This window comes from Olivibacter domesticus, from assembly GCF_900109575.1.
In the GTDB taxonomy this organism is placed as follows: Bacteria; Bacteroidota; Bacteroidia; order Sphingobacteriales; family Sphingobacteriaceae; genus Olivibacter; species Olivibacter domesticus.
In genome coordinates, this window is record NZ_FOAF01000003.1 from 248,903 (window position 1) to 274,159 (window position 25,257).

Genomic DNA, 25,257 nt, shown 5'->3' on the forward strand with positions numbered 1-25,257 from the left:
GTTTAATAAAGAGATTAAGATGAAGAATTTAATAATAGGACTTATAGGATTATTACTCATTGTTTCGGCCTGCTCAGATGAGTTGACAGAAAAACCGAAATCCCAAGCCGAGGATAATTTTTATAATACAAGTGCTGAAGCGAAGGCTGCTGTTAATGCGATATATGGGCCCATGCGTGGTGATGGAGCATTTGGACTAAATTATCCGGCGCAATTAGAAGGCTTACCCGATTATGGAAGCTCAAGGGGGTCGCAAGCACCGGTAAGTACTTACCAGGGACTAGACAATACGAATATCAACCGCGTCAGCACCGTATGGGATAGTTTATATCGATCCATTCGGAATGCTAATATCGTTATCTCTAAAGTGCCTTCAGCCACAGAAATAAGCGATGAAGACAAGGCACTCTTCATCGCCGAGGCAAAATACCTGCGGTCGATGATGTATTTCTCATTGGCTCGATGTTTTGGCGGATTACCGATTCGAACAGAGGCCAATATAGACCTTTCTGATGTTCCAAGATCTTCTGTGGACGAGGTGTTTAATTTGGTATTGCAGGATGCAATAGATGCAGAGGCAGGCTTGCCACCTACCGTGCAAGATCTCGGAAGGCCGACGGTATGGGCGGCCAAGACCTTGTTGACGGAAATCTACCTGTATCAGCAAAATTGGGAGCAGGCGGCCGCCAAATCATCCGAAGTAATTTCTTCTGGTAGGTTTGGCTTGGTCGAAGTCTCTGCATCGGAAGATTTCCAGAAAATATTCGGCCCTGATGTGGTGAATACACCGGAAGAAATCTTTTATTTAAAGTTTAATAGACAGCAAGGTTTTGGCTTGGTGAGCTATGCGCATCGGAAAACTGCTCAATACAGTTACTACGGACCGGGAGGTGTATATGCGCAGTATACGGACTCACTGAAAAACCCCTTCATCAAAAGCTGGGACAATGCCGATCTTAGAAAAGAACATATTCTTTACAATGTAGATATTGGTCTAGGACCTACTACCTGTTTGTTTAGAAAATTTAGAGATCCAGATGCAACGGCCGGAGCAGCGAACGACTACCCGTGGTATCGTTATGCTGACTTATTATTATTTCATGCGGAAGCAGACGCGCGAGCAAAGGGAGTTCCTACAGATGCGGCACTAGAAAGTTTAAACAAGGTACATAGACGGGCATATGGCTATCCTTCAACTGTTGCTTCGCCGGTTGATTTCAAGTTACAGGATTTTACCCTGGATTCATTTTTGGATAAAGTGATCGAAGAACGAGGTTACGAGACGATGTACGAAGGGAAACGTTGGTTGGATATGGTAAGGTTGGGTATTGCAAAAGAGCGGATTCTAGAGATTAAAGGCATTACCGTAGCGGATAAAGTGATGTTATGGCCGCTACCAAATTCAGAGATATTATATAACAAGGCAATGGAAGGTGAACAAAATCCGGGATACTAATAATTATTTACAGATGAAAAGAAGATGGTTAATATTGACTGGGCTCGTTTTTTTGCTTAGCGCTTCCTTCGCTCAGCCTGTGAAGCAAGTAGACCTATGTATTTATGGCGGTACCTCCGCGGGTGTTATGGCAGCCTATACGGCATCGAAGGCCGGTAAAACAGTATTGCTTATTGAGCCGGGAAAAATGCTGGGAGGAATGAGTTCCGGTGGGCTTGGACAGACGGACATTGGTAACAAATATGTAGTACGTGGCCTGGCGTTAGATTTTTATCGGAGATTGGGAAAACATTATAGTTCCTTTGAACAATGGATCTTTGAACCGCATATAGCTGAGAACACCTTTAAATGGTATATAGATCAGTGCAAGGCAGAGGTTGTTTATGAGCAGCTGTTAATGGATGTATCGAAACAAGGTACCCAGATTACGGATATTACCTTGCAATCGGCTAATAAGCTGGGAACGGTTTCAATGAAGGTGAAGGCCAAGATGTACATGGATTGTACTTATGAGGGTGATCTCTTAGCAAAAGCCGGGGTGTCATATCATGTTGGAAGGGAAGACAATAAGGTATATGGTGAAACTTTAAACGGCGTGCAGCTGCTTACAGGGCACCAGTTTCCAGACGGAGTTGACCCCTATGTTGTGCCGGGTAATCCAAATAGCGGGCTGTTATGGGGAATCAATTCAGCGCCAGTAAGCGCTAAAGGAAAGGGCGATAAAAAGGTGCAGGCGTATAATTACCGGATAGCACTGACCAATGTACCGGCGAACCGAATTCCTATTACGAAACCAGATAACTATGATCCTAAGCGTTATGAGCTGTTGAGGAGACAAAAGCAGCTTCAACCATGGAAGGAACTAAATGATGTGTTTATTTGGAGTTTAATGCCGAACGGCAAAACCGATATCAATAATCGGAATGGCTTTTCAACAGATATGATTGGAATGAGCTGGGAATACCCGGATGCCAGCTACGAGCGTCGTAGGGAAATTATCAAGGCGCATGAAGATTATACGAAGGGTCTACTTTATTTTGTTGGCCATGATCCTTCAGTACCGGCCTTCATCCGAGAGGAAATGAATAAATGGGGCTACCCCAAAGACGAATATGTGAATAATGGCCATTGGAGCCCCCAGCTATATGTTCGCGAGGCACGACGGATGATCGGAGAATTGGTGATGACACAGCGTCACTGTCAAGGCCAGGAAGTGGTAAAAGATGAGGTGGGCTACGCTGCTTATACGATGGATTCGCATAATTGCGACCGTATAGTGGTAAATGGGCAAGTGAAAAATGAGGGAAATGTGGAGGTTGGTGGATTTCCGCCATTTCCGATATCCTATAGGTCTATCACGCCGAAACGAAGCGAGGCGACCAACCTCCTGGTGCCTGTGTGCTTGTCTGCAAGCCATATAGCTTATGGTTCGATCCGAATGGAGCCAGTTTTCATGGTGCTAGGGCAATCGGCTGCGGTAGCGGCCTGTTTAGCGATAGATAAAAATGTCAACGTTCAGGAGGTAGCTACGGATGATATTAAGGCTGTATTGGCTGCAAACCCTAAAGCAGACTTGCGGAAGGTTGATTACCTGGTATTATCTACAGATAGCAAGTCTGTTAAACTAGAAGGACAGTGGGAAGAAGGACTATCAAAGGGCTATGGAAACAGTTACTTGGAAGGCAAGGCGAACGACGGTGCAGACAAAGCACGCTTTAATTTCCAGACCATACCTTCGGGGAAATACAAGGTATATATTTACTATCCCAAAACAGAAACGAGCGCACCACAAATACCATTAACGGTTTTTAATGGTCAGGAAGAGAAAAAACAATTGTTAGCCTTATCTGAGGTACAGATTAAAGGCCAGACATCCAGTACGTGGGTTCCCGTGGGTTCTTTCGAAACAGTGAAGACGGAACAACCCGTTTATGTAGAATTTGGAACAGCAGGAACGGAAGGGACAGTTGCTGCCAACGCTGTCTTGTTCGTTCCATCGGAGGATTAAGGTGCTAAATAATAGAGTTATAAGATAAAATGTATATTTAGATGGTTTTAGTTTGAGCAACATTAAAATAATAGCGCTTAAATTCCATATCCGAAAAGAAAAAAACGACAAATGAATCAAAAAACTAAACTTGCTGCCGCTATTTTCGTTGCGGCCCTCGGCTATTTCGTGGATATTTATGATCTGCTCCTTTTTAGTATTGTGCGTGTAGCGAGCCTCCAAGATTTGGGCTTGACGGGGAAAGAGTTGACGGACACCGGTATTTTGTTATTAGATATTCAAATGGTTGGCATGCTGATAGGTGGAATTGCCTGGGGGATATTAGGGGATAAGAAGGGGCGATTATCGGTGCTTTTCGGATCTATTTTGATGTATTCCTTAGCCAATGTGGCCAATGGTTTTGCACATTCAGTTACGGAATATGCCATTTATCGATTTATCGCAGGATTAGGCTTGGCGGGTGAGTTGGGTGCAGGTATCACACTTGTTGCTGAATTAATGCCGAAGGAGAAACGGGGGTATGCAACAACGCTTGTCGCGTCGGTGGGCATATCGGGTGCTGTGGTTGCTTATTTTGTCTCTGATTTATTTCATTGGCGTACCTCTTTTTTCATTGGTGGTGGTTTGGGGCTTTTGCTTTTGTTGTTGCGAGTGGGAGTTGCCGAATCGGGGATGTTCTATCAAGCCAAAAGGGCCGAAAGCCGCGGGGATTTTATGGGTTTATTTAGATCGAAAGCTAATCTCCTAAAATACCTCCGATGTATTCTTATCGGGATGCCTTTGTGGTATGTAGTGGGTATCTTGGTTACGTTATCCCCGGAGTTTGGTAAACTTTTAGGGGTGAAGGGTGATATTAACGCGGGTGTTGCGGTAGCTTGGTGTTATGGCGGGATGGCGTTGGGAGATATTGCAAGTGGGCTGTTAAGTCAGGCGCTGAAAAGCCGCGTCAAAGTGGTATATCTCTTTTTGTTTTTGGCGGTGGCTAGTATATCGGTTTACTTTTTTGTGCCCGGCATCTCCTTAACATGGTTTTACCCTTTATGCGGTTTGCTAGGGTTTTCTGTAGGCTACTGGGTCATTTTTATGACTATTTCCACCGAGCAGTTTGGGACGAATATACGGTCGACGGTGACAACCACTGCACCCAACTTCGCTAGGGGCGCCTTGGTACCCTCTACTATTTTGTTTCACCTCCTGACGCAATGGACGGGATCAATGATTTATGGAGGAGCCTTAGTAGGGGGACTATTATTGGGTTTAGCCTTCTGGGCCGTAGGAGGAATGAAAGATACCTTCCACAAAGATTTAGATTATATAGAAGACATGAATTAATTTTTTAACCAATATACTTTCCTTTTTATGAAACCATCATGATTTGCCAATCACACAGTAAAATGAACTAAGCGTAGCGCTCTTGAACGCCGCGGAAAAACATACAAAAAGTGAAAAATAAATCATGATAGCTTCATCACCTTTAAAAAACAAATTATATACAGATGAAAAAATTACTTTTGAGTATCCTCACCTTGTTGAGCATTTGTGCTTGTAGCCCTAAACAACAAGAGGGAGAAGAAGCAGACATTATTATTTACGGTGGTACATCGGCCGCAATTACGGCCGCTGTACAGGCAAAAAAGTCGGGCAAATCTGTTATTGTAGTTTCTCCGGATAATCATTTAGGCGGACTTTCATCGGGGGGCTTGGGCTTTACTGACACGGGAGATAAGTCGGTTATTGGTGGCTTAGCTCGTGATTTTTATCATAGGGTTTATATGGCCTATCAGGACAGCGCTACTTGGCGCTGGCAGAAGCATTCTGAATATGGCAATAAAGGACAGGGGACACCCGCCATTGATGGAAATGCACGAACCATGTGGATATTTGAGCCACACGTGGCAGAACTGGTTTTTGAAGATTATGTAAAGGAATTCGATATAGATATACGCCGAGACGAATGGCTCGACCGGGAAAATGGGGTGGAGAAAAGGGACGGAAGAATCGTTTCTATTAAGACCTTAAACGGGAAGGTGTTTCGTGGTAAGATGTTTATTGACGCTACTTATGAAGGTGATTTGATGGCTGCTGCAGACGTGAGTTACCATGTAGGGCGCGAGGCTAACAGCCAATATGGCGAAAAATGGAATGGCGTGCAAACAGGTGTCTTACATCATGGGCACTGGTTTAAGTCGAACATCAGTCCTTACAAAGTGGCGGGCGATAGTACAAGTGGTTTACTTTATGGTGTTTCCGCCGAAGATCCAGGTAACTACGGTGAAGCCGATAAGCGTGTACAAGCCTATTGTTTCCGTATGTGCTTGAGCAATCATCCAGACAATCGCGTACCCTTTCCTAAACCTGAGAACTATAAACCAGAAAACTATGAGTTGTTAGCTCGTGTATATGCTTCAGGTTGGCGAGAGACCTTCCAGAAGTACGATCCTATTCCCAATAGAAAAACGGACACAAATAACCATGGGCCTTTTAGCACAGATTTCATTGGAATGAATTATGATTATCCGGAAGCCAGTTATGAACGAAGGAAGGAGATTATCAAGGAACATGAGGATTATCAGCAGGGCTTGATGTATTTCTTAGCAAATGATCCAAAGGTGCCAGACGATGTACGTACTGAAATGGCGCAATGGGGATTGGCAAAGGATGAATTTAAAGACAATGGCAATTGGCCTCATCAGATTTATGTGCGGGAGGCACGTAGGTTAGTTGGTGCTTATGTGATGACGGAGCATGATACCTTTAGCGACCGTGAAATCAAGGATCCAGTTGGGATGGGATCTTATGCCTTGGATTCACATAATGTACAACGTTATGTGAAAGAAGATGGCTTCGTTCAAAACGAAGGGGACATCGGCGTCTCCCCGAAAAAAGGACCTTATAAAATAGCTTATGGCGCTCTTATTCCTAAGAAAGAAGAATGCACGAATCTATTGGTGCCTGTCTGCGTTTCCAGCTCACATATCGCTTTCGGCAGTATCCGTATGGAACCCGTTTTTATGATTCTCGGTCAAAGTGCCTCGTTAGCCGCTTCCTTGGCTATTGATAAAGGTGTGGGTGTGCAGGATGTAGCCTATGCCGCATTGGAAAAACAACTGAAAAATGAGGAGCAGGTACTGGAGAAACCTGTTCAATAAATTGATTCAACAGGGGGCTGTAAAGTCCCTTGTTGAATTAACGTAAATCGATGAGGGAGGTTAATCGCCTTGCTTCATTAGTCGCATTTTTAGCGCTACTTAGTAGACGTATTATTAAATCATACCTCCCATATAGGGGTCTGTTGTACTTACGGTACCTGTTTCGACATGACCAGCGAAACGTTGCTCATAATGAGGATATCCTTCAACTTGTACGCTGTAATCATACCATCCCGAAGTGTTTTTTAATTCCATGAGCACTTCTCTTGCGCCAGCAGGAAGTTGCAGGGTTTTGGGCTCCTGCTTATAAGATCTATCCGTTATTGTCAATGACAGTTCTTTAACAGATCGATTTTCAAGATGAAGCCTTAGCTTTGTTTTATCGCTGAAAGCACTTACTTCGGCCAATATTTCAGGATCCTGATCATTACCTTTGAATTCCCGGTAGAAACCATTTGGAGCGTAGGCCCTGAAATGATAGTTGTTTTGATCAAACGCGTTTAATGGAAGCTGATAGGATAGCGGCTCATTTTCTTTTACTGCAAAGTTCCAGTTATGGCCGATTTCCTTTTCATTGCCGAAAAAATTGATTGCGTATAGCTGAAAAGGGGCACCTATTGCCTTCGTTTTTGGCAAATCACCTTTACATAAGAAATGAAAATTTATTTGCTGACTCTTTTTGTCTAAAAAAGCATTTAAAACCAAGTTGTATGGAATGGAGCATGCGGGTTTTATGCCGGGCTCTTGTCTGGGTAATACTGCATGCCAATCTTGGTTTTTTGCCATCTCATCCAGGGCATCTTGAGGAACTTTTTTAAAGTTGCCGGGTAACATTTTTTCTTTTGCTGAAAAAATACCTTCAATATATTGATTTCTATCTATTGTCAAAGAGTTAAGCGCTTTCTCTTCACCATTTGGGCGGAATACGGAGCTTAGGTTACCGCATATAGTGCGTCGCCAAGCACTCACGTTTTCCTCGATAATTCTTTTTCCTGTTTTGTGTTCTATAAAGTGCTCTAGAAATTGTAGAGAAGAGGTGTGATCAAATACTTCGCTATTTACATAGCCACCCTTCGACCAAGGTGAGGCCACCACCAATGGAACTCTAAAGCCGAGACCTATCGCATCTTTTTCATCCACAAATTCATCGGCTGTCTTCAGCCCATCAGCTAGCGCGCCGTCTTCCTTTCTGTCGCTGTGCGGTGGAACGAAAGGAGGAATATGGTCGAAATATCCGTCATTTTCGTCATAGGTTAAGATAAAGATTGTTTTTTTCCAAACTTCAGGATTCTTCGTTAGAATATCTAAAGCTTCCGAAACATACCATGCACCATACCAAGGCGCTCCTGGATGATCGGAGAAATTGCAGGGAGCTACTAACCACGATACCGTAGGCAATTGATTTGAGGTAACGTCTTTTCGAAATTGATGGAAGATATCACCTTTTGGAGCCTTTACTTCTTTGCCGTCAATGGCGATAGTTTCCAGTTCATGATAATGCGGATCTGCAGTATTTGTCACAAAAGCGCGTGCATGTATTTCCTTTTCTAGTGTACTTAGTTTATCAAAATTGGCCACACTGTACAATGCTATATCTTGTTCCAAAGTAGCAATTTTTTCTTGCGTTTCTTTTAATGCTTTCTTGGTTAAATTACCCCTTTCTAAAAGAGTCGTCAAACGTTTCAATTCGGATTCCATAAATGCCCGATGGGCGGAATGAAATCGAACATGATATTGCTTAGAAAATTCCAAGTTATTATCGGTGAAGTTGGCTAACCAATCTTCTTCTTCTCCTTCAAAACCAACGGGAAGACTCAGCTCATTCTGATATACTTTCCATGGAATACCGGCCTCTTGTAATCGTTCCGGAAAGGTTTTCCATCCCACATTCTGATAGTTAATCTGATCATTATTAACATGAGCTACTGATTGTGGATTATGCGCCTCTTCGCGTATGGAGGCCGACCAGAAATAGGAGCGGTTTGCGCTGGTACCGGTGAGCGATGAGCAAAAATGTTGGTCGCATACAGTGAAGGCATCCGCCAAGGCATAATAAAACGGAATATCCTGTCTGTCGTAATAACCCATCGTTAATGGCATATGCTGATAGGTTTTATTTCCAGCTTTTTTGGCTTCTAGCCAAGTATCCATTTTTCCATAATTACGGGCTTCTACCATATCGTTCCATCCATGGGGTAAAGATCCCATCCAGGTGGCTTTTGTATTTTTGATATCGAGACGAAAAGGAGGAAACGTTTCTTCTTTTTTGTTTGTTTGTAACCATACGGGAAGGCCGTTGGGTAAGTGGATAGCTCGTGGATCATTGAAACCTCTTACACCTTTAAGGGTGCCATAGCAATGATCAAAGGAGCGATTTTCTTGCATTAGAAATACGATGTGCTCAGCATCTAAATAGGTGGTGCCGGGAAGTGCATTGATCGCCAAAGCTCGCTGAATGGAAGCGGGTAGGTTATTGGCTAACGCGGTACTGCCAGCCAATAGGGATGCTTTTTTTAAAAAGGATCTTCTTGATTCCGTCATAAGAATTATTGTAGCCACCATTTATTTGGTGTATATTGTCATTTGATTGATTTGTGTGCAAAGTTATAAAAAGACTATTAACTGATTATTACAAACACTTAAACATTGTAGGGTTTTTATACACATTATGCAGCGCACCATTTATCTCTCACTTCCGTTTGTTGCAAAAGAATGTAGAGAAAAAAACTTATTTAAAACCGGTGAGTTATAGTTAAATGAATACTATTCTTCAAATCTGTGCAATTTTAATGTTAATCGCTTGTGGGAGCAATAATAATAAGGAAAAAGTTGATAAAAGGAAAACAGTTGGAACGGTTGAAAGATTACATACTAGCCTCGACAAGCTGATCAATCCAACGGCTAAGGTAGAAGTAATTGCGGAAGGATTTACCTGGAGTGAAGGACCTTTGTGGGTAGATGAACACCAATTCTTACTCTTCTCGGATGTCACCAACAATAAGGTTTATAAGTGGTCAGAAAGAAAAGGACTAGAGGAGTATCTTACACTGGCTGGCTACACAGGTAAAATTGAAAGAGGAGGAGAAATGGGTTCGAACGGCTTACTTCTTGATTTAAATGGAAACCTTGTACTGTGTCAGCAGGGCAATAGGCAAATAGCTAAGATGGATGCTCCTCTTGTATTACCTAAGTCAAGCTATATTTCGTTAGCAAACAGATTTAATGGAAAAAAATTTAATAGTCCGAATGACATTATACAACGAAGTAATGGCGACCTATTTTTTACGGACCCACCGTATGGCTTAAATGACCAAGAAATAGAGAAAAAGGAACTAAGTGTTAATGGTGTTTATAAGCTTGATACCTTGGGAACGTTAACGTTACTTATCGATACCTTAAGCAGACCAAATGGATTGGCACTTAGTCCGAATGAAGATAAACTCATCGTAAGCAATTCTGACGGTCAAAAGCCAATGTTATACGCTTACGACATTGATAATAACGATTCTTTAAAGGCAGCAGGAATAGTTTTTAATTTCCAGAAGTATGGCGGGGCACCAGATGGATTTAAAATTGATGATCAAGGAAATATCTTTACTAGCGGGCCTGGAGGAATATGGATTTTTAACGATGAATATGTTCCCATAGGTAAAATAAAGCTGTCGCACGCCGTATCTAACTGTTGCTTGGCTGATGACGGAAAAACACTCTACATAACAGCAGGGCGGCAGGTTTTACGGTTGGAGATGAGGTAGAAAAGATATTCTTATCTTTGTTGCAAAACTTAGAGAATGGATTGGAAAAAGCTACTTTCTGCAAAACGTTGGGGATATGAACATCGCGAAATAAAAAATCAAGACATTGCAAGATCTGAATTTCAACGCGATTACGATCGTTTAATATTTTCATCTCCATTTAGAAGGCTACAGAACAAGACACAGGTTTTTCCTTTGCCAGGCAGCGTTTTTGTACATAATAGACTTACCCACAGCCTTGAAGTAGCAAGTGTTGGTAGATCGTTGGGGCGTATATTTTATACAAAGTACAAAGAAGCGAAGGAAGGGGTAGATGAGAGATACCCATATTTGCAAGAAATAGGAAACATCGTTTCTAGCGCTTGTTTGGCCCATGATATGGGGAATCCCGCTTTTGGGCATTCCGGTGAATCGGCTATTTCTCATTACTTTTCTAATGGAGAAGGACTTAAATTTAAGTCGGAAGTAACGGAGGAGGAATGGCAGGATTTAGTTCATTTTGAAGGCAATGCCAATGCGCTTCGGATATTAACCCACCAGTTTAGTGGAAAGGAAGGTGGAGGATTTGCGTTGACCTACAGTACGTTGGCAGCAATTGTGAAATATCCTTGTGCAGCGATAGATGGAAACCTGAAAGGACAAGGCTTACACCGTAAAAAATACGGCTACTTTCAACCGGAAAAGGAATCTTTCATAAAGGTTGCAGAAGAGCTCGGCATGTTAAAAGACGCAAATCATAGCGATGTATATAAACGCCATCCATTGGTATACCTCGTTGAAGCGGCTGACGATATCTGTTATAATATTATTGATGTGGAAGACGCGCATCGTTTATCCATCCTATCTCCCGAAAGAGTGGAGGAATTACTTATTCCGTTAACCAATGACAACAATATCCTTAAACGATTAGCTAGCATTGAAGATGTTGATAGTCGGGTAAGTTTGCTTCGAGCAAAATCTATTAGTACTTTAATCCAACAATGTTCACAAGTATTTTTTGAAAATGAACAGGCAATACTGAATGGAACATTCGAAGCATCACTGATAGACAATATAAATCCTCATCTAAAAGAGGTTATGAATAAGATTGAGGAAATTTCGGTCGAAAAAATATACAATGCACCCACTGTAGTGCAAATTGAAGTTGCAGGTTATAAAGTAATGAGCGGCTTGTTGGAAGAGTTTGTACCAGCATATATTCATAATTCCTCCGCTTACGATAAAAAAGTAGTAGCCCTGATTCCCAGTCAGTATAAAAATACCGACAAAACAACCTATGAAAAAATAAGGTCCGTTTTGGACTTTGTTTCGAGCATGACTGATTTATATGCTGTAGAGCTTTTTAGAAAGATAAAGGGAATTTCTTTTCCTTCTTTGGATTAAGTCAAGGTTTATACTTTTGTGTATATGTGTTTAAGGTGTGAAGGCAAGCGTCTTTAAAATGAAGGTTAATTTGTCGTTTAATGGCAGCGACATCGCCAAATATTTTTTTTTCATAACGAGTTCGTTTTCATAGGAATTCAAGCTTCTCGCCAACAGGCTCGAGGTTCCCGCAAAAAAAGTATTCAAAAAAATCATCGCTTGGAACTTTGCTACAACGGCAGTACATCAACATGCAAATCGCAAATTCCTAGGCGATATTTAAATGGAACGGAGGGGCTATGCCAAGCAGTATAATTATCTGGGAAGTCGTTGAAATAGGCTAACAACGGCACGTCCTGTTAAAAGCACCTACCATTGGCTGTCGAAAATGCCGCCTCCAAAATTTACGTCTAGCACAGGGAGGCACTAACGTTCCTGTAAATTTTGCAGCGGCGAGTTTTTGGTTACTTTTTGCGGAAAAAAGTAACACAAATTGAAAAAATTGAATAGGAAATCCTTCATTTAAAATCATCAAGCTATAGATGTTAAACAAACTTGTGTTAAGGCAAAAAACTATTTTGGTTTTTGGTATATAAATATTATTTTTATTGAAATTTGAAGGTTATGCGCCGTGAACTACTTCATTTTTCAATGATGATTGACAGCCGTTTCGACAAAGGGAGTGTAAGGAAAAGAAACTTTTGGCTTTTAATTAAAGCCCTTTTTTCTTGAAAACCTTCTCCTAAATGTTTAATAATGGTTTTTACACCATTTATGAGCTAAGTATGCAAAATTGTTGCTAAAAGTGTAATTTTGCATTTCCATGAGAAAAAAAAATCCACAAGAGAGAAGAGTAATTGAAAATATAGCCGTAATTGATATTGCTGAAGAGGGAAAAGGTGTAGGAAAAGCAGAGGATATGGTGCTATTCATTGAAAAGGCTATACCCGGTGACATCGTAGATGTGGAGCTTTTTCGTAAGAAAAAGAATTTTGCTGAAGCAAAAATTAAAGAAATAAAACAAACATCTGAACATAGGAGAGATGCCTTTTGTGATCATTTCGGCGTTTGTGGTGGATGCAAATGGCAACATATGGATTATACTGCTCAACTGCTTTATAAACAAAAGAGTGTGGATAACGCGCTTACTAGAATTGGTAAGGTAGATACTACCACAATGGAACCCATTCTTCCCTCAGAAAAAACAACCTATTATCGAAATAAGTTAGAATATACTTTTTCTAATAAACGTTGGTTAACAACAGAGGATGTTGCAAACGAAGAAGAGCATAATATGAATGCTTTGGGTTTCCATGTTCCCTTAAGGTTCGATAAAATTCTTGATATAGAACATTGCTATCTTCAACAAGATCCTTCAAACAACATTCGCAATGAACTGAGAAGCTTTACGCTCGAAAATCAGATAAGTTATTATGATCTTCGAAATCACGAAGGTGCTTTGCGTAATTTAATGATCAGGACATCTACTACTGGAGATCTAATGGTAGTGGTGGTTTTTGCCTATGCAGAGGAAGAGCAAATAAGGCTGGTAATGGATTTTTTAAAGAATAGGTTTCCAGAAATTACCTCGTTGTTATATATTGTTAACCAAAAAAAGAACGATACGATTTTCGACCAGGATATCATCCTTTATGCGGGCATAGATCATATTTTTGAAGAAATGCCTTTTAATAACCAGGGGACTAAATTAAAATTTAAAATTGGTGCCAAATCGTTTTATCAAACAAATTCTGAACAAGCCTATGAATTATATAGGATAACCAAAGAATTTGCTGGTTTCAAAGGAGATGAACTTGTTTACGATTTATATACGGGAGCAGGTACTATTGCTAATTTTATTGCTCGTGACGTAAAGCAGGTAATAGGAATTGAATATGTGCCGGTGGCGATTGATGATGCTAAACTGAACTCGGAACTGAACGGTATTGGCAACACGAGTTTCTTTGCCGGGGATATGAAGGACGTGCTGACGCCTGATTTCATGCGCGAACACGGTAAACCCGATGTGGTGATAACAGATCCACCACGCGCTGGAATGCATCCTGACGTTATAGCAAGATTACTTGAGTTAGCCTCTCCAAAAATTGTATATGTAAGTTGTAATGCAGCTACGCAGGCACGGGATTTAGCTTTGTTGGCTGAGAAATATGAGATTAAACGAATAAAACCAGTGGATATGTTTCCACATACGCAACATGTGGAAAATGTCGTTTTGTTAGAACTAAAATAGTTATGCGTTGTGTGTTATGAGCAAAAACACATTTGGTTCTCGTAAGTGATCTCGCAACTAACAACTCGTAGCTCATAACTAAATATAAAATGGATTTAGAAGAATTATTAGCCGCCCAAGCAGGAGATGATGGCCAGACACCAAAAAAGGAAAGCCCTTTAAAAAGTTTAAAGACAGACTTAAACTTTTATAAGGATTCTATTAAAGAAGTAGCGATCGAGATAATGGCTGAAGGACTTTCTCAGTATCCTATTTTTGTTGCGCATCAGCACGAGGTGAGCCTAGGCGAACTTATTTTGGATAGAAATGAGTTGGGAACGCAATGGACGATACAGGCATCTACCCTAGAAGAATTTATCGAAAAGGGTGTTATTCTTAAGAATAGAAAAGACCATTTCATAAAAACCTATAAAAGGCCGGAAGATTATATGTGTTTGTTTGTAGTGGTACCTGAAGGAGCGAATTTTGTGTTTTTTCCCTACAAGTAGAATTCTTTTTTGGATTTAAGTTTTTAACCACCTCATAGTATGTTGGAGACGGACTATAGGGCCTATTGCTTTCTATACAAGCTCCTGCCCTTTTCGTTCTTTGGAACATCTGTGCTTGCGCGCATTATCCCTACGTTTTGCTTAAAATATCGCCTAGGAAATTTGCGGTTAGCAAGTTGATGCACTACCGATGAAGCAAAGTTCCAAGCGATGAGTCTTTGCTCCACTTTCCGCGGAAGAAAGTGGAAAAAATTAAATATTCCTTTTCTATTTGGCAACTGACTTTTAATGAAGGCTATGCAGTGTTGAGATTTATCGAACGTTAGGCCGTCTGAGGTTGAAACCAAATCATCAAGTCAATTTTGAAAACTATTTCTTATCTTTGCTTCTACATCGCTAAAGGGGTGCCTTGTTTTTTATAAAACACAAATCAAGGCTGAGATTATACCCGTCAGTATGAAGTGAACGGCTATCGTTGCTTTCTGCTGAGCACCTGATCCGGATAATGCCGGCGTAGGGAGGGAATACCGTTAAAGGTTAATTGAATTTATTGGAAAAAGCTGTTGCAACCCCAGCAAGCAGTAAGAACTTTAACAAAAATTATTATCGTGAAGAAAGTATTATCACTATTGGCTATCGCAGTAGCAAGTCCGGTTTTATTGTGGGCTCAGAATAGTCTAACAGTGAAAGTTATGGATGAAAAGAATGAAAAGCCTTTGGTTGGGGCAACGATTTCGCTGGTTGGATCACTTGCAAATGGCCAGACCAATCACCTCGGAAACTCCTCATTTAAAAATATAAAGGACGGCACATACCTTATTCGTGCCAGTTATCTTGGATACAGATCTGCTGAGAGGAAAATTGAAATAACGGCTGATGAGCAAGTAGTACTAATGCTTGAATCAAGGGAATTTGTTGCGGATGAAGTAGTTGTAAGTGCTACAAGGGTAAATGCAAATTCCGCAACAACTTATAAGAATTTAGATAAAGAAACGCTTGCTAAATCTAATCTCGGACAAGATTTACCCTATTTATTGGACCAAACCCCTGGAGTCGTAACTTATTCGGATGCGGGAGCCGGCGTTGGTTATACGGGGATACGCATTCGCGGTAGTGATCCGACAAGGATTAATGTTACTGTTAATGGTATACCCTATAACGATGCAGAAAGCATGGGTTCTTTTTTTGTAAATCTTCCCGATTTCGCCTCCTCTGTTGACAATATTCAGATTCAGCGTGGAGTTGGATCGTCTACAAATGGTGCTGGGGCTTTTGGTGCCAGTATTAATATACAAACCAACACAAAAACGGATACGGCTTATGCAGAACTGGATAATACCTTTGGGTCATTTAATACCTGGAAACATACCGTGCGTATAGGCACCGGACTTATAAACAATAAGTTTACATTTGACGGCCGTTTATCTAGCATTAAATCAGATGGATTTGTAGACAGGGGTGCATCTGATCTAAAGTCATTTTTTCTAAGTGGTGCCTGGTATGGGAAGAATAGTTTGCTGCGAGCAAACGTGTTCTCAGGTAAAGAGAAAACATATCAGGCCTGGAATGGTGTTCCTGAGGAGAAATTGTTTGGTAATGCAGACGATTTAGAAGGGTATATTTCAGCAAATGGTTTAGGTGGCAGGGATGAAGAGAATATCCTGAATGCGAATCCAAGAACGTATAACTCATTTCTTTACAAAGACCAAAATGATAATTATCAGCAAGATCATTATCAATTACTGTACTCGAACAATGCCGTTACTAATTTAGTGTTAAATGCCGCCTTACATTATACACGAGGAAGGGGCTATTACGAAGAATATAAGCCAGGGGCCTCCTATGGAGATTACGGTCTGCAGCCTGTTGTTATTGGTGACAGCACCTTGAACAAAACAGACCTTGTAAGGGAGCGCTGGTTATCCAATCATTTTTACGGTATTACTTATTCTGCGGACTATAAACCGAGTGATCGGTTGAATTTCACATTAGGAGGTGCCTACAATGAATATAAAGGTGACCATTTTGGTGATATCACCTGGTCAAGAAATCCGCTTTTCACGCGCCAGGAAAACTACAACTTTGAGATAGATCATTCATTTGACACAAAATATCGCTATTATTTCAATGATGCTAAAAAAACAGATTTCAATGTTTTTGGTAAGGGAGCGTATAAAATAGGGAATGCGAGTTTTTTTGCAGACCTACAATACAGAAGGGTTGCCTATTCCTTCCTCGGATTCGATCGCAACTTAAACAATGTTCAGCAAAACAGTACGATGAATTTCTTTAATCCTAAAATAGGCTTAAGTTATCAGTTCGAAAATAACAGTAATGCCTATATTTCTTATGCCATAGGAAACAAAGAGCCCGTACGGGACGATTTTGAGAATTCTACACCCGATAGTAGGCCGAAGCATGAGCATATGCAAGATATTGAAATGGGTTATCGCATCACACATGCTAATTTTAATGCAGGTGTAAATGCTTATGCAATGCTCTATAGAGATCAACTTATTTTAACCGGACAAATAAATGATGTAGGGGCACAAACACGCATGAATGTTCCGGATAGCTATCGTATGGGAGTTGAAGCAGATGTAACGTGGCAACCAATAAGTAACTTTTCTTGGGCAGTAACGGCTGCATGGAGTAGAAATAAAATAAAAGATTTTTACGAATACATCAATATATATGATGAAAATTGGGGTATTGCTGATCAACAGGTCAACCATTATTCAAATACTAATATTGCATTGTCACCCTCATTCGTTGGATCAAGCGAAATAGCATATAGACCTATTGCAAAAGCAGAAATAGCTTTTATTTCTAAATATGTGTCAAGACAATATTTAGATAATACTTCCGACACCAACAGAAGTTTGGATGCATTTTTTGTTAATAATCTGCGGTTAAGTTATCACTTAGCTTTTAAAGGCGTAAAAAATGTAGGATTATCATTGCTGGTTAATAACCTATTTGATCAGCAATATGAATCGAATGGATATACATATAGCTCGATCTATCAAGGAGATCCTGCCGTGTATACTAATAACTTCTATTTCCCACAGGCGGGTACGAATTTTCTTTTAGGACTTAACCTTAAATTTTAGTGCTGGGAGGTAAAACCGGTCTACCTCCCCATATATATTATTGCATCGTCAATGCATATACAGCAAAAGAAGCAAGCCAATGTTCTCCCATGTAGTCACCACTGGCTACATGGGGCAAGGCGGCCAATAAATGCTCATTTGCTAATTTAATCAAGAAGGCCTTGTTCTCCTTTGTGTGATGAGCGATACCGTATAAACACCAGGCCCTGCTTAGGTTTAAACCATCAAGATGTACTAATTTACCATCTGTTCGATCACTGACAGTGCCAGGTTGTAAGGTAACTTCGCCCGTAAACAGACTAGGCAAGAATTTTTCTATCCATTGTTGGTATACTTTCGTAGGTAATATACGCCACATGAGGTCTGCTTCCTCCAAACAAGGACTTAGAAAGTCGGAACCCCCAGGTTCCCAAGTAATAGGACAAGCACTGTCATTTTTATAAAACCGAATGGCCGTTTCATTGATGATATTTAAAAGCGAATCGTTATCCGTTTGCTTAGCGTAATCATGAGCTAAGGTTAGTCCGAAAGCAAGATTGCTATGTTCCCCAACCCTTACTGGATAATTCATCTTCGGCAAATAATTGATATATAAGCGGACTAGCTGTTTCGCTAATGGGGCTAAATTGGTACTAAGTTGCTTACCTAACGGATCATTCCATGTTAAAAGCTCTCTTTGTAATTCCAGTAGCCATGCCCAGCCATATGTGCGCTCAAAGCCTTTTTGAGCATCTTCTTCAAAAATTTTTACCTCTTTAGCGATATTTTCGGCAGATAAATTGGCGGTTAGTTTGGAACGAATTTCAGGTGCCTCCGGTAACCCGGGATAAAGTTTCAGTAATCTTACCAGCATCCAATGGCCATGTACACTGCTGTGCCAATCAAAACATCCGTAGAAAGCAGGATGATAGGCTTTCGGTTTAGTTATTAGTGAAGAATCGGAAAAAGTGACACTCGTTTTATAAGGAAACTCCTGTTGCATACATTTCAACGGAAGCTTTGCTAAATGGGAGGCTCCAGCTGGCGTAAGTACGTACTTCCCGTGCTGTTCTTCATATAATTTTTCTTGGGCGGAAAGGGGGAAGAAATAAAAAAATGCACAGAGAAACATTAAAAATTTACGATTCATGTTGAGAAAGAAAGAAGATAAAAAATAAACGTTAAGGTATCTTTCAAACATAGATAAATTGATTTTTATATGCAAATAGGAAAGCACGCTAATAAAGATCAAAGTTATTTTTATATTAGAGTCATTATTGGAATAAAATTTAAATACTTGACGTTGACCTAACCCTGTTTTAAATTTATGAACAAGCACTATATTTCTATGATACTACTCACCCTTTTCGCTTCCTGTACAGATAAAGAAACGAATAAACAAGCCTATAGTTGGCCTAATGTAACCGCCCCTATAGCAGAAAAAACACCTTTTAAAAGAATAACTCATGGTGATACGGTAGTCGACAATTATTTTTGGATGATAGACTACTTTAAGAAAGGCCCTGATAGTAATAAAGTGGTTGATTATCTAAAAGCCGAAAATGCCTATCTAGATACGATGATGGCTGGAACAAAGGCCTTTCAAGAAAGCCTATTCAAGGAGTTGAAAGCAAGGATTAAAGAGAAGGATGAATCGGTACCCTATCTTAAAAATGGCTATTACTATTACACCCGAACAGAGGAAGGGAAACAGTATTACAAATATTGTCGTAAAAAGGGTAGTCTAGAAGCGCCCGAGGAAATCTTATTAGATGTGGATGAGATGGCCGAAGGGCATGCGTATTACAGTGCAACCGGCTTCAGTATTAGTCCGAATAACAAATTAATGGCATATGGCGTTGATACAGTTTCGCGTAGAGAGTACGTGATTTACATTAAAAACTTAATGACGGGCGAGTTATATAAGGAGGTTATAAAGGGAACTACGGGAAGTGTTGCCTGGGCAAATGACAATACAACCTTTTTCTACACGGCGAAAAATCCTGTCACCTTGTTGACGGAAAAAATCATGAAACATCGTTTAGGGGGAGATGTAGTAAAGGATCAGATAGTATATGAAGAAAAAGACAATAGTAATTATATAGGAGTGGGCAGGGCTAAATCTGGTAAATTTATCTATATCTATTCAGGCGCCACTACAAGCTCCGACACTAGATTTATATCAGCAGATGAACCTGACGCTTCCTTCAAAATATTTCAACCTCGAATAAAAGATGTTTTATATGATGTAACGGCGTTGGAAGATAAGTTTCTAATCGTAACAAATAAAGATGCTTTAAATTTTAAGCTAATGGAATGCCCGCTTGACAAAACAGGTATTGAAAACTGGAAAGAAGTTATTCCTCATCGGAAAGAGGTATTATTAGAAGGGGTGGATGAGTTTAAGGATTTTTTGGTTGTCTCTGAACGGAAAAATGGACTTACGCAGCTTAGCATAAGGAATCTAGAAACCGGGGATGCGCACTACCTGGATTTTGGTGAAGCTGCCTACACAGCTTATACTACTGCAAATATGGAGTATAATAGCGCTGTTTTAAGATACAGTTACACATCGCTCGCCACACCCTCTTCTACATATGACTATCAAATGGCTGATCGTAAAAAGAATTTGTTGAAACAGCAAGAAGTACTTGGTGGTTATAATGTGGAGGATTATAAAACGGAAAGACTTTATGCAAAGGCCGAGGATGGCACGGAGGTTCCTATTTCACTGGTTTATAAAAAGGGTATTAAAAGGGATGGATCAACTCCTTTATTACTTTATGGCTATGGATCTTATGGAGCATCTATGGATCCTACCTTCAGTAGCACACGCTTAAGCTTGCTTGATAGGGGGTTTGTATATGCGATAGCACATATAAGAGGGGGACAGGAACTGGGTAGGCAATGGTATGAAGATGGTAAGATGATGAAGAAGATAAATACATTTACGGATTTTATTGATTGCGGGAAATACCTAATCGACCAGAAGTTTACGTCTAAAGGGCATCTTTATGCACAGGGCGGGAGCGCTGGTGGGCTATTAATGGGTGCTGTAATGAATATGGCTCCTGAATTATGGAATGGCATAATTGCCCAGGTACCGTTTGTAGATGTGGTTAATACGATGCTAGATGAAACAATCCCGTTGACTACAAATGAATTTGACGAGTGGGGAAATCCTAAAAACAAAGTGGCATATGATTATATGAAAAGTTATTCTCCATATGAAAATATAGAAGCCAAGGCATATCCTAATCTCTTAGTGACGACGGGGCTGCACGATAGCCAGGTGCAATATTTTGAACCGGCAAAATGGGTAGCTAAACTTCGTGCGACAAAAACAGATAAAAAGGTGCTCTTATTGAAAACGGATATGGAAGTAGGACATGGCGGTGCTTCGGGTAGATTCGATTATCTTAAAGACATCGCCTTAAATTATGCTTTCCTGTTTGCATTGGAGGGAATAGTGGAATAGTTGGTTAGTTAAATGGTTAAGTAGTTGAATGGTTGAGCTGTCAATAAATGCTCGTTCAACTATTTCTCTACTTAACAACTCAACTTGTTAAATGCGTAAACTATTCGGTGAGCTCGCCCCTGATATTTACTTCCACCCATTTTGCAACCTCACTTTGGCTTTCAAACTCACCCTGTAAATACATGAGCTTGGTTACTGCCGCTTCAAAGGTCATGTCAAAGCCACTTAAAATACCCATGTCTTTAAGCCAATGACTTGTTTCGTACCTACCAAGTTCTACGGAGCCCACTTTGCATTGAGAAATATCTACAATGTTTTTATCGTTTTTTATAGCGCTTCTCAGCATATCTAAAAACCAGTCATCGGTAGTAGTATTTCCCGAACCAAAGGTTTCCATAATGACGGACCTCGCATCCGATTCCAATACAGCCTTTACTACTTGCTTGCTAATTCCTGGATATAATTTAAGTACGGATATAGAATTGTCAATGTTTGTATGCAAAATAAACTCTTTACCGGTATTGTTCATGAGTGCCGGGCGATTGTATTTTAAGTGAACGCCTGCTTCCACTAGCACGGGGTAATTTGGCGATCTAAAAGCTTCGAATTTAGCGGAGTTATATTTAAAAGAACGATTTCCTCGAAATAATTTGCTGTCAAAGTAAATACAAACCTCTTGTATTAAGGATCTTCCTTGCTTTTTCGCTGATGCTATTTCTAGGGCAGTTATCAAGTTTTCTCGTGCATCTGTCCTTATCTCTCCTATAGGTAATTGAGATCCTGAAAATATGACAGGTTTTTGCAAGCCTTCTAACATGAAACTTAATGCGGATGCAGAAAAGGCCATGGTATCAGATCCATGTAATATTACAAAACCGTCATAAAGATCGTAATTATCTTTAATTAATTGAGCCATCTGTACCCATATAGCGGGTTGCATATTAGACGAATCAATGATGGGATCAAAAGAATGAATGGTAAGGTGGTAATTCAAGCGGCCTAGTTCGGGCACATTTTTATGGATCAGATCAAAATCAAACGGAACGAAAGTTCCTGATGTCTCATCAGTAACCATTCCAATCGTCCCCCCAGTATAGATAATTAGTATATTATTCATTATTCATATTAACATGGACATTATAGGTTGAAGCCAAATGTAAATATATTAAATACCAAAAACAATTTTAGAATTTTGTGTGGTAATATTTGCGACGTTCTCTACCGACGTATTATGTAAATCCGCTATTTTCTGCGCGATATAAAGCAGGTAGCTGCTTTCATTTGGCTTCCCTCTAAAGGGTACGGGTGCCAAATAAGGTGCATCCGTCTCTAATACGAGATGCTTTAGATCGATTTGTTCCACAACTTTATCAAGTCCTGCATTCTTAAACGTTACCACCCCCCCAATTCCGAGATAGAACCCCAACTTAATAGCCTGTTTCGCCTGCTCTATATTTCCGGTAAAACAATGGAAAATGCCAAACAGCTTATCGTCGTTTAATTCTTCCAATAAGGCAAATTGCTCGTCAAAAGCGTCTCTACAATGTATAACGATTGGTAGATTACGTTCTTTTGCCCAATTAACTTGTATACGGAAGGCTTCCTGTTGCGCTGCTAAGGTGGTTTTATCCCAGTATAAGTCTAAACCAATTTCTCCTACGGCATAAACCGTTGTGTTATCAAGATTTCTTTTTATGATATCTAATTCCTCGCGAAAGTTTTCTTTCACACTACAAGGATGCAGGCCGAGCATTGGAAAACAGTAATCTGGGTATGCAAGAACCGTTTTGAAAATTTTCTCAATAGATTCTGTATCAACATTGGGAAGAAATAAACGGGTAATATTGTTTTTTAGACAGCGTGCCAGTTGCTCTTCAAGTATATCTCCTTCGTTATAATATAAGTGGGTATGGGTATCAGTAAGCTGCATGTGAGCAAACTTATGTAAAAATATTAAAGAATAAAATGTATGTAAAGTAATAAAAGAAAAACGCCCCTGAGATTCTCAGAGGCGTTTTTCTTTTATTACTTTTTATTTTGACCTGCACTTGGCGGAACAGCCGCAGTTGGTGCGGGTTTCGCTTTTTGTGGGACGATATCTATTATCTCAACGCTAAAAGCAAGAGGTGTGTAAGGCTGAATTCCCATACTTCCTTGTTCACCGTAAGCTAATTTTGAAGGTAAAACTAATAAGGCCTTCGCTCCTTTTGGAAGTAAGGCTAAACCTTCATCCCAGCCAGGGACAACGGCGCCAACACCAATAGGGATTTTTATTGGATCATAAGGCTCGCGCATGGCATTGTAAGTACCTCCAGGTTTTTTGGCTTCTTCTTTTACACTCGTATCGAAAACCTTTCCGCCTAAGAATCTACCAGTATAATGAACAACTACAGTGTCGCCTACATTTGGTTTTGCCCCTTGGCCTTCCTTTTCAATTTTATATTTTAGTCCCGAAGCAGTTGTTTGAACGTCAAGGTTGTTCTTTTTGATATAGTTTTCGATCTTTCCTGCTTCTGAATTCTTTGCTTTTTCGCGATCTTGGGCGATGTATTTTTCAACTTCCATATTAAACAAGCTATCCGTAAGTTTTCCTTTTGGAATTACTTTGTTTATTTTAAAGGTATGTACAATGTATTTACCTTTGAATGGAGGTTTTGGTTGGCCGCTTTTCGCTACCATGGAATCAATATTTAATTTGAATACAGCACTATCGCCTTCTCCAAGCATCGATAAAGCTGTAAAAATATCACCTTTGTACATTGGCTTTTGAGCTGCTAAATAAAAAGGTTGTTCCATTTCATAGCTGCTATTAAGAAGAGAATCATTTTCGGTTGTAATGATTGCACCTAAAGAGATGAAGTCACCCTCTTTAATTTTGGTTTTACTTTCCTCTTTTACAATCTTATATTGCATGCCTCCTTCGCCATCTTTAAAACTTTGGCATGATGTTGCTCCTAACGACGTTAAAGCTGCCAAACCTAAAATAAGGGTTGTCTTTTTCATTATTTGTTTTCTTTTTACTTGTTTCGAATATTTGTTATCTGTTATGTTTATTAGAAATACTTACGAAGTTAGTTGTTCGGTATATAAAGGTAATATAGCTTTAAATTTTTGCACGACCTCTTCTAAAGGCAAATTATCATGCCCTCCGGCAGCATTTTTATGGCCGCCTCCATTAAAATATTTAGCGCATATCTCATTAGCGGGAAAATCACCAATTGAACGTAAGGATAGTTTTATCTGGTTTGTTCGGTCAATGATAAGGGCAGCTAATTTGATACCGCTGATGGATAAAGCATAATTTACAAGGCCTTCTGTATCGCCTGTTACAATATTAAAACGTGTTAAGTCGTCTTTTGTTATAGAAAAATAAGCGGTATTAAATTCCGGGAGCACCACCAATCTATTTAAAAGGCAGAAACCTAGAAATTTTAGTCTGTTTTCGGAAGAACTATTAAAAACAAATTCATGTATTTGCGCGTTCTCTGCTCCAAGTGAAATCAGATCGGCAATTACTAAATGAACCTCTGCTGTTGTGGATCTAAATCGGAAGGAACCTGTATCGGTCATAATACCTGTATAGAGACAAGAAGCAATTTCCGGTGTAATACTGGCTCGATCGTCTAGTTGATTTACGATAAAATCGTATGCTAAAAAAGCTGTGGCGGCCGCAGTGGGTGTCCAATGCCTAAAATCATCAAAACCTTCTGGATCTAAATGGTGATCAATCATAAGCTTCAGAGCAGTAGCCTTTCTTAGGGCTTCTTGCATATCATGCGTACGCGCCAATCCATTAAAATCCAAACAGAAAAGTAAATCTGCCTGTGCAATGATTTCATCAGAGATGACCTTATTCTCGGTGTAGATAATAGCTTGCTCCTGTTGAGGCATCCAATGAAGGAAAGCAGGGTAATCCGATGGAACAATCAGGTGGACTTGATGGCCTTTCGATTTTAACCACATAAACATCGCCAAAGAAGAACCTAGTGCATCTCCATCGGGTTTATAGTGCGTCGTTACAACTATTTTCTTTGGTTCGGCTAATATTTGTTTGAGCGTGGTTATCGTTAACATGCAGCGTTTTAAAGATTGCAAAGCTATTAAAATTTTTTATAGATATTCAAAGAAAAGGATATAGTCTTTGTATATATATGCACAATATTACAAAATAGGAAAATTAAGTGGCTTTAAATCTTTAGTTTTGCAAAAAATATACGA

16 protein-coding genes are annotated in these 25,257 nt (G+C 40.0%); 10 read left to right on the forward strand and 6 right to left on the reverse strand.

Annotated elements, in window-relative coordinates; genetic code table 11:
- Positions 1-19: 19 nt before the first annotated feature.
- From BMY50_RS15475 to BMY50_RS15490, 4 genes are all read left to right on the forward strand, one after another.
- Positions 20-1,456: a RagB/SusD family nutrient uptake outer membrane protein gene (locus BMY50_RS15475; RefSeq protein ID WP_093326510.1), complete on the forward strand. Its 1,437-nt coding sequence runs from the start codon at positions 20-22 to the stop codon at positions 1,454-1,456.
- Between the two features lie 13 nt (positions 1,457-1,469).
- Positions 1,470-3,464: an FAD-dependent oxidoreductase gene (locus BMY50_RS15480; protein ID WP_093326302.1), complete on the forward strand. Its 1,995-nt coding sequence runs from the start codon at positions 1,470-1,472 to the stop codon at positions 3,462-3,464.
- Between the two features lie 111 nt (positions 3,465-3,575).
- Positions 3,576-4,796: an MFS transporter gene (locus BMY50_RS15485; RefSeq protein ID WP_093326303.1), complete on the forward strand. Its 1,221-nt coding sequence runs from the start codon at positions 3,576-3,578 to the stop codon at positions 4,794-4,796.
- 164 nt (positions 4,797-4,960) lie between these two features.
- A complete protein-coding gene (locus BMY50_RS15490) occupies positions 4,961-6,613 on the forward strand; it encodes an FAD-dependent oxidoreductase (protein ID WP_093326304.1) in 1,653 nt (550 codons plus the stop codon).
- A 114-nt stretch (positions 6,614-6,727) separates the two neighbouring features.
- Here the strand turns inward: BMY50_RS15490 and BMY50_RS15495 are convergent, their stop codons facing one another.
- Positions 6,728-9,154: a phosphocholine-specific phospholipase C gene (locus BMY50_RS15495; RefSeq protein ID WP_093326305.1), complete on the reverse strand. Its 2,427-nt coding sequence runs from the start codon at positions 9,152-9,154 to the stop codon at positions 6,728-6,730.
- Between the two features lie 248 nt (positions 9,155-9,402).
- On the opposite strand from BMY50_RS15495, the gene BMY50_RS15500 reads away from it, so the two are divergent.
- The 5 genes from BMY50_RS15500 to BMY50_RS15525 all read left to right on the forward strand — a co-directional run bounded on the left by BMY50_RS15500 (position 9,403) and on the right by BMY50_RS15525 (position 17,582).
- Positions 9,403-10,368: an SMP-30/gluconolactonase/LRE family protein gene (locus BMY50_RS15500; RefSeq protein ID WP_162276606.1), complete on the forward strand. Its 966-nt coding sequence runs from the start codon at positions 9,403-9,405 to the stop codon at positions 10,366-10,368.
- Positions 10,369-10,404: 36 nt separating this feature from the next.
- The gene (locus BMY50_RS15505; protein WP_093326307.1) at positions 10,405-11,751 is read left to right on the forward strand and encodes a deoxyguanosinetriphosphate triphosphohydrolase; all 1,347 of its coding nucleotides are present in this window, start codon (positions 10,405-10,407) and stop codon (positions 11,749-11,751) included.
- 802 nt (positions 11,752-12,553) lie between these two features.
- Positions 12,554-13,981 carry a 23S rRNA (uracil(1939)-C(5))-methyltransferase RlmD gene (rlmD, locus tag BMY50_RS15515; protein ID WP_093326309.1) on the forward strand — a complete coding sequence of 476 codons (1,428 nt, stop codon included), beginning with the start codon at positions 12,554-12,556 and terminating at the stop codon, positions 13,979-13,981.
- Between the two features lie 89 nt (positions 13,982-14,070).
- The gene (locus BMY50_RS15520) at positions 14,071-14,469 is read left to right on the forward strand and encodes a hypothetical protein (RefSeq protein WP_093326310.1); all 399 of its coding nucleotides are present in this window, start codon (positions 14,071-14,073) and stop codon (positions 14,467-14,469) included.
- A gap of 608 nt (positions 14,470-15,077) precedes the next feature.
- A complete protein-coding gene (locus BMY50_RS15525; RefSeq protein WP_262496912.1) occupies positions 15,078-17,582 on the forward strand; it encodes a TonB-dependent receptor in 2,505 nt (834 codons plus the stop codon).
- A gap of 37 nt (positions 17,583-17,619) precedes the next feature.
- Here the strand turns inward: BMY50_RS15525 and BMY50_RS15530 are convergent, their stop codons facing one another.
- Positions 17,620-18,711 carry a DUF2891 domain-containing protein gene (locus BMY50_RS15530; RefSeq protein ID WP_093326512.1) on the reverse strand — a complete coding sequence of 364 codons (1,092 nt, stop codon included), beginning with the start codon at positions 18,709-18,711 and terminating at the stop codon, positions 17,620-17,622.
- 177 nt (positions 18,712-18,888) lie between these two features.
- Between BMY50_RS15530 and BMY50_RS15535 the strand changes: the two genes are divergently transcribed.
- On the forward strand, positions 18,889-21,039 hold the full coding sequence (locus tag BMY50_RS15535; protein ID WP_093326311.1) for a S9 family peptidase: 2,151 nt from the start codon (positions 18,889-18,891) through the stop codon (positions 21,037-21,039).
- A 100-nt stretch (positions 21,040-21,139) separates the two neighbouring features.
- Here the strand turns inward: BMY50_RS15535 and BMY50_RS15540 are convergent, their stop codons facing one another.
- The 4 genes from BMY50_RS15540 to BMY50_RS15555 form a co-directional block, all read right to left on the reverse strand.
- Positions 21,140-22,156: an asparaginase gene (locus tag BMY50_RS15540; protein WP_093326312.1), complete on the reverse strand. Its 1,017-nt coding sequence runs from the start codon at positions 22,154-22,156 to the stop codon at positions 21,140-21,142.
- Between the two features lie 48 nt (positions 22,157-22,204).
- Positions 22,205-22,969, reverse strand: coding sequence for a TatD family hydrolase (locus tag BMY50_RS15545; protein WP_093326313.1), 765 nt, complete (start codon positions 22,967-22,969; stop codon positions 22,205-22,207).
- A 95-nt stretch (positions 22,970-23,064) separates the two neighbouring features.
- Positions 23,065-24,042: an FKBP-type peptidyl-prolyl cis-trans isomerase gene (locus BMY50_RS15550; RefSeq protein ID WP_093326314.1), complete on the reverse strand. Its 978-nt coding sequence runs from the start codon at positions 24,040-24,042 to the stop codon at positions 23,065-23,067.
- 60 nt (positions 24,043-24,102) lie between these two features.
- Complete coding sequence (locus BMY50_RS15555) at positions 24,103-25,113, reverse strand: DHH family phosphoesterase (RefSeq protein WP_093326315.1); 1,011 nt, start codon at positions 25,111-25,113, stop codon at positions 24,103-24,105.
- Positions 25,114-25,257: the final 144 nt, after the last annotated feature.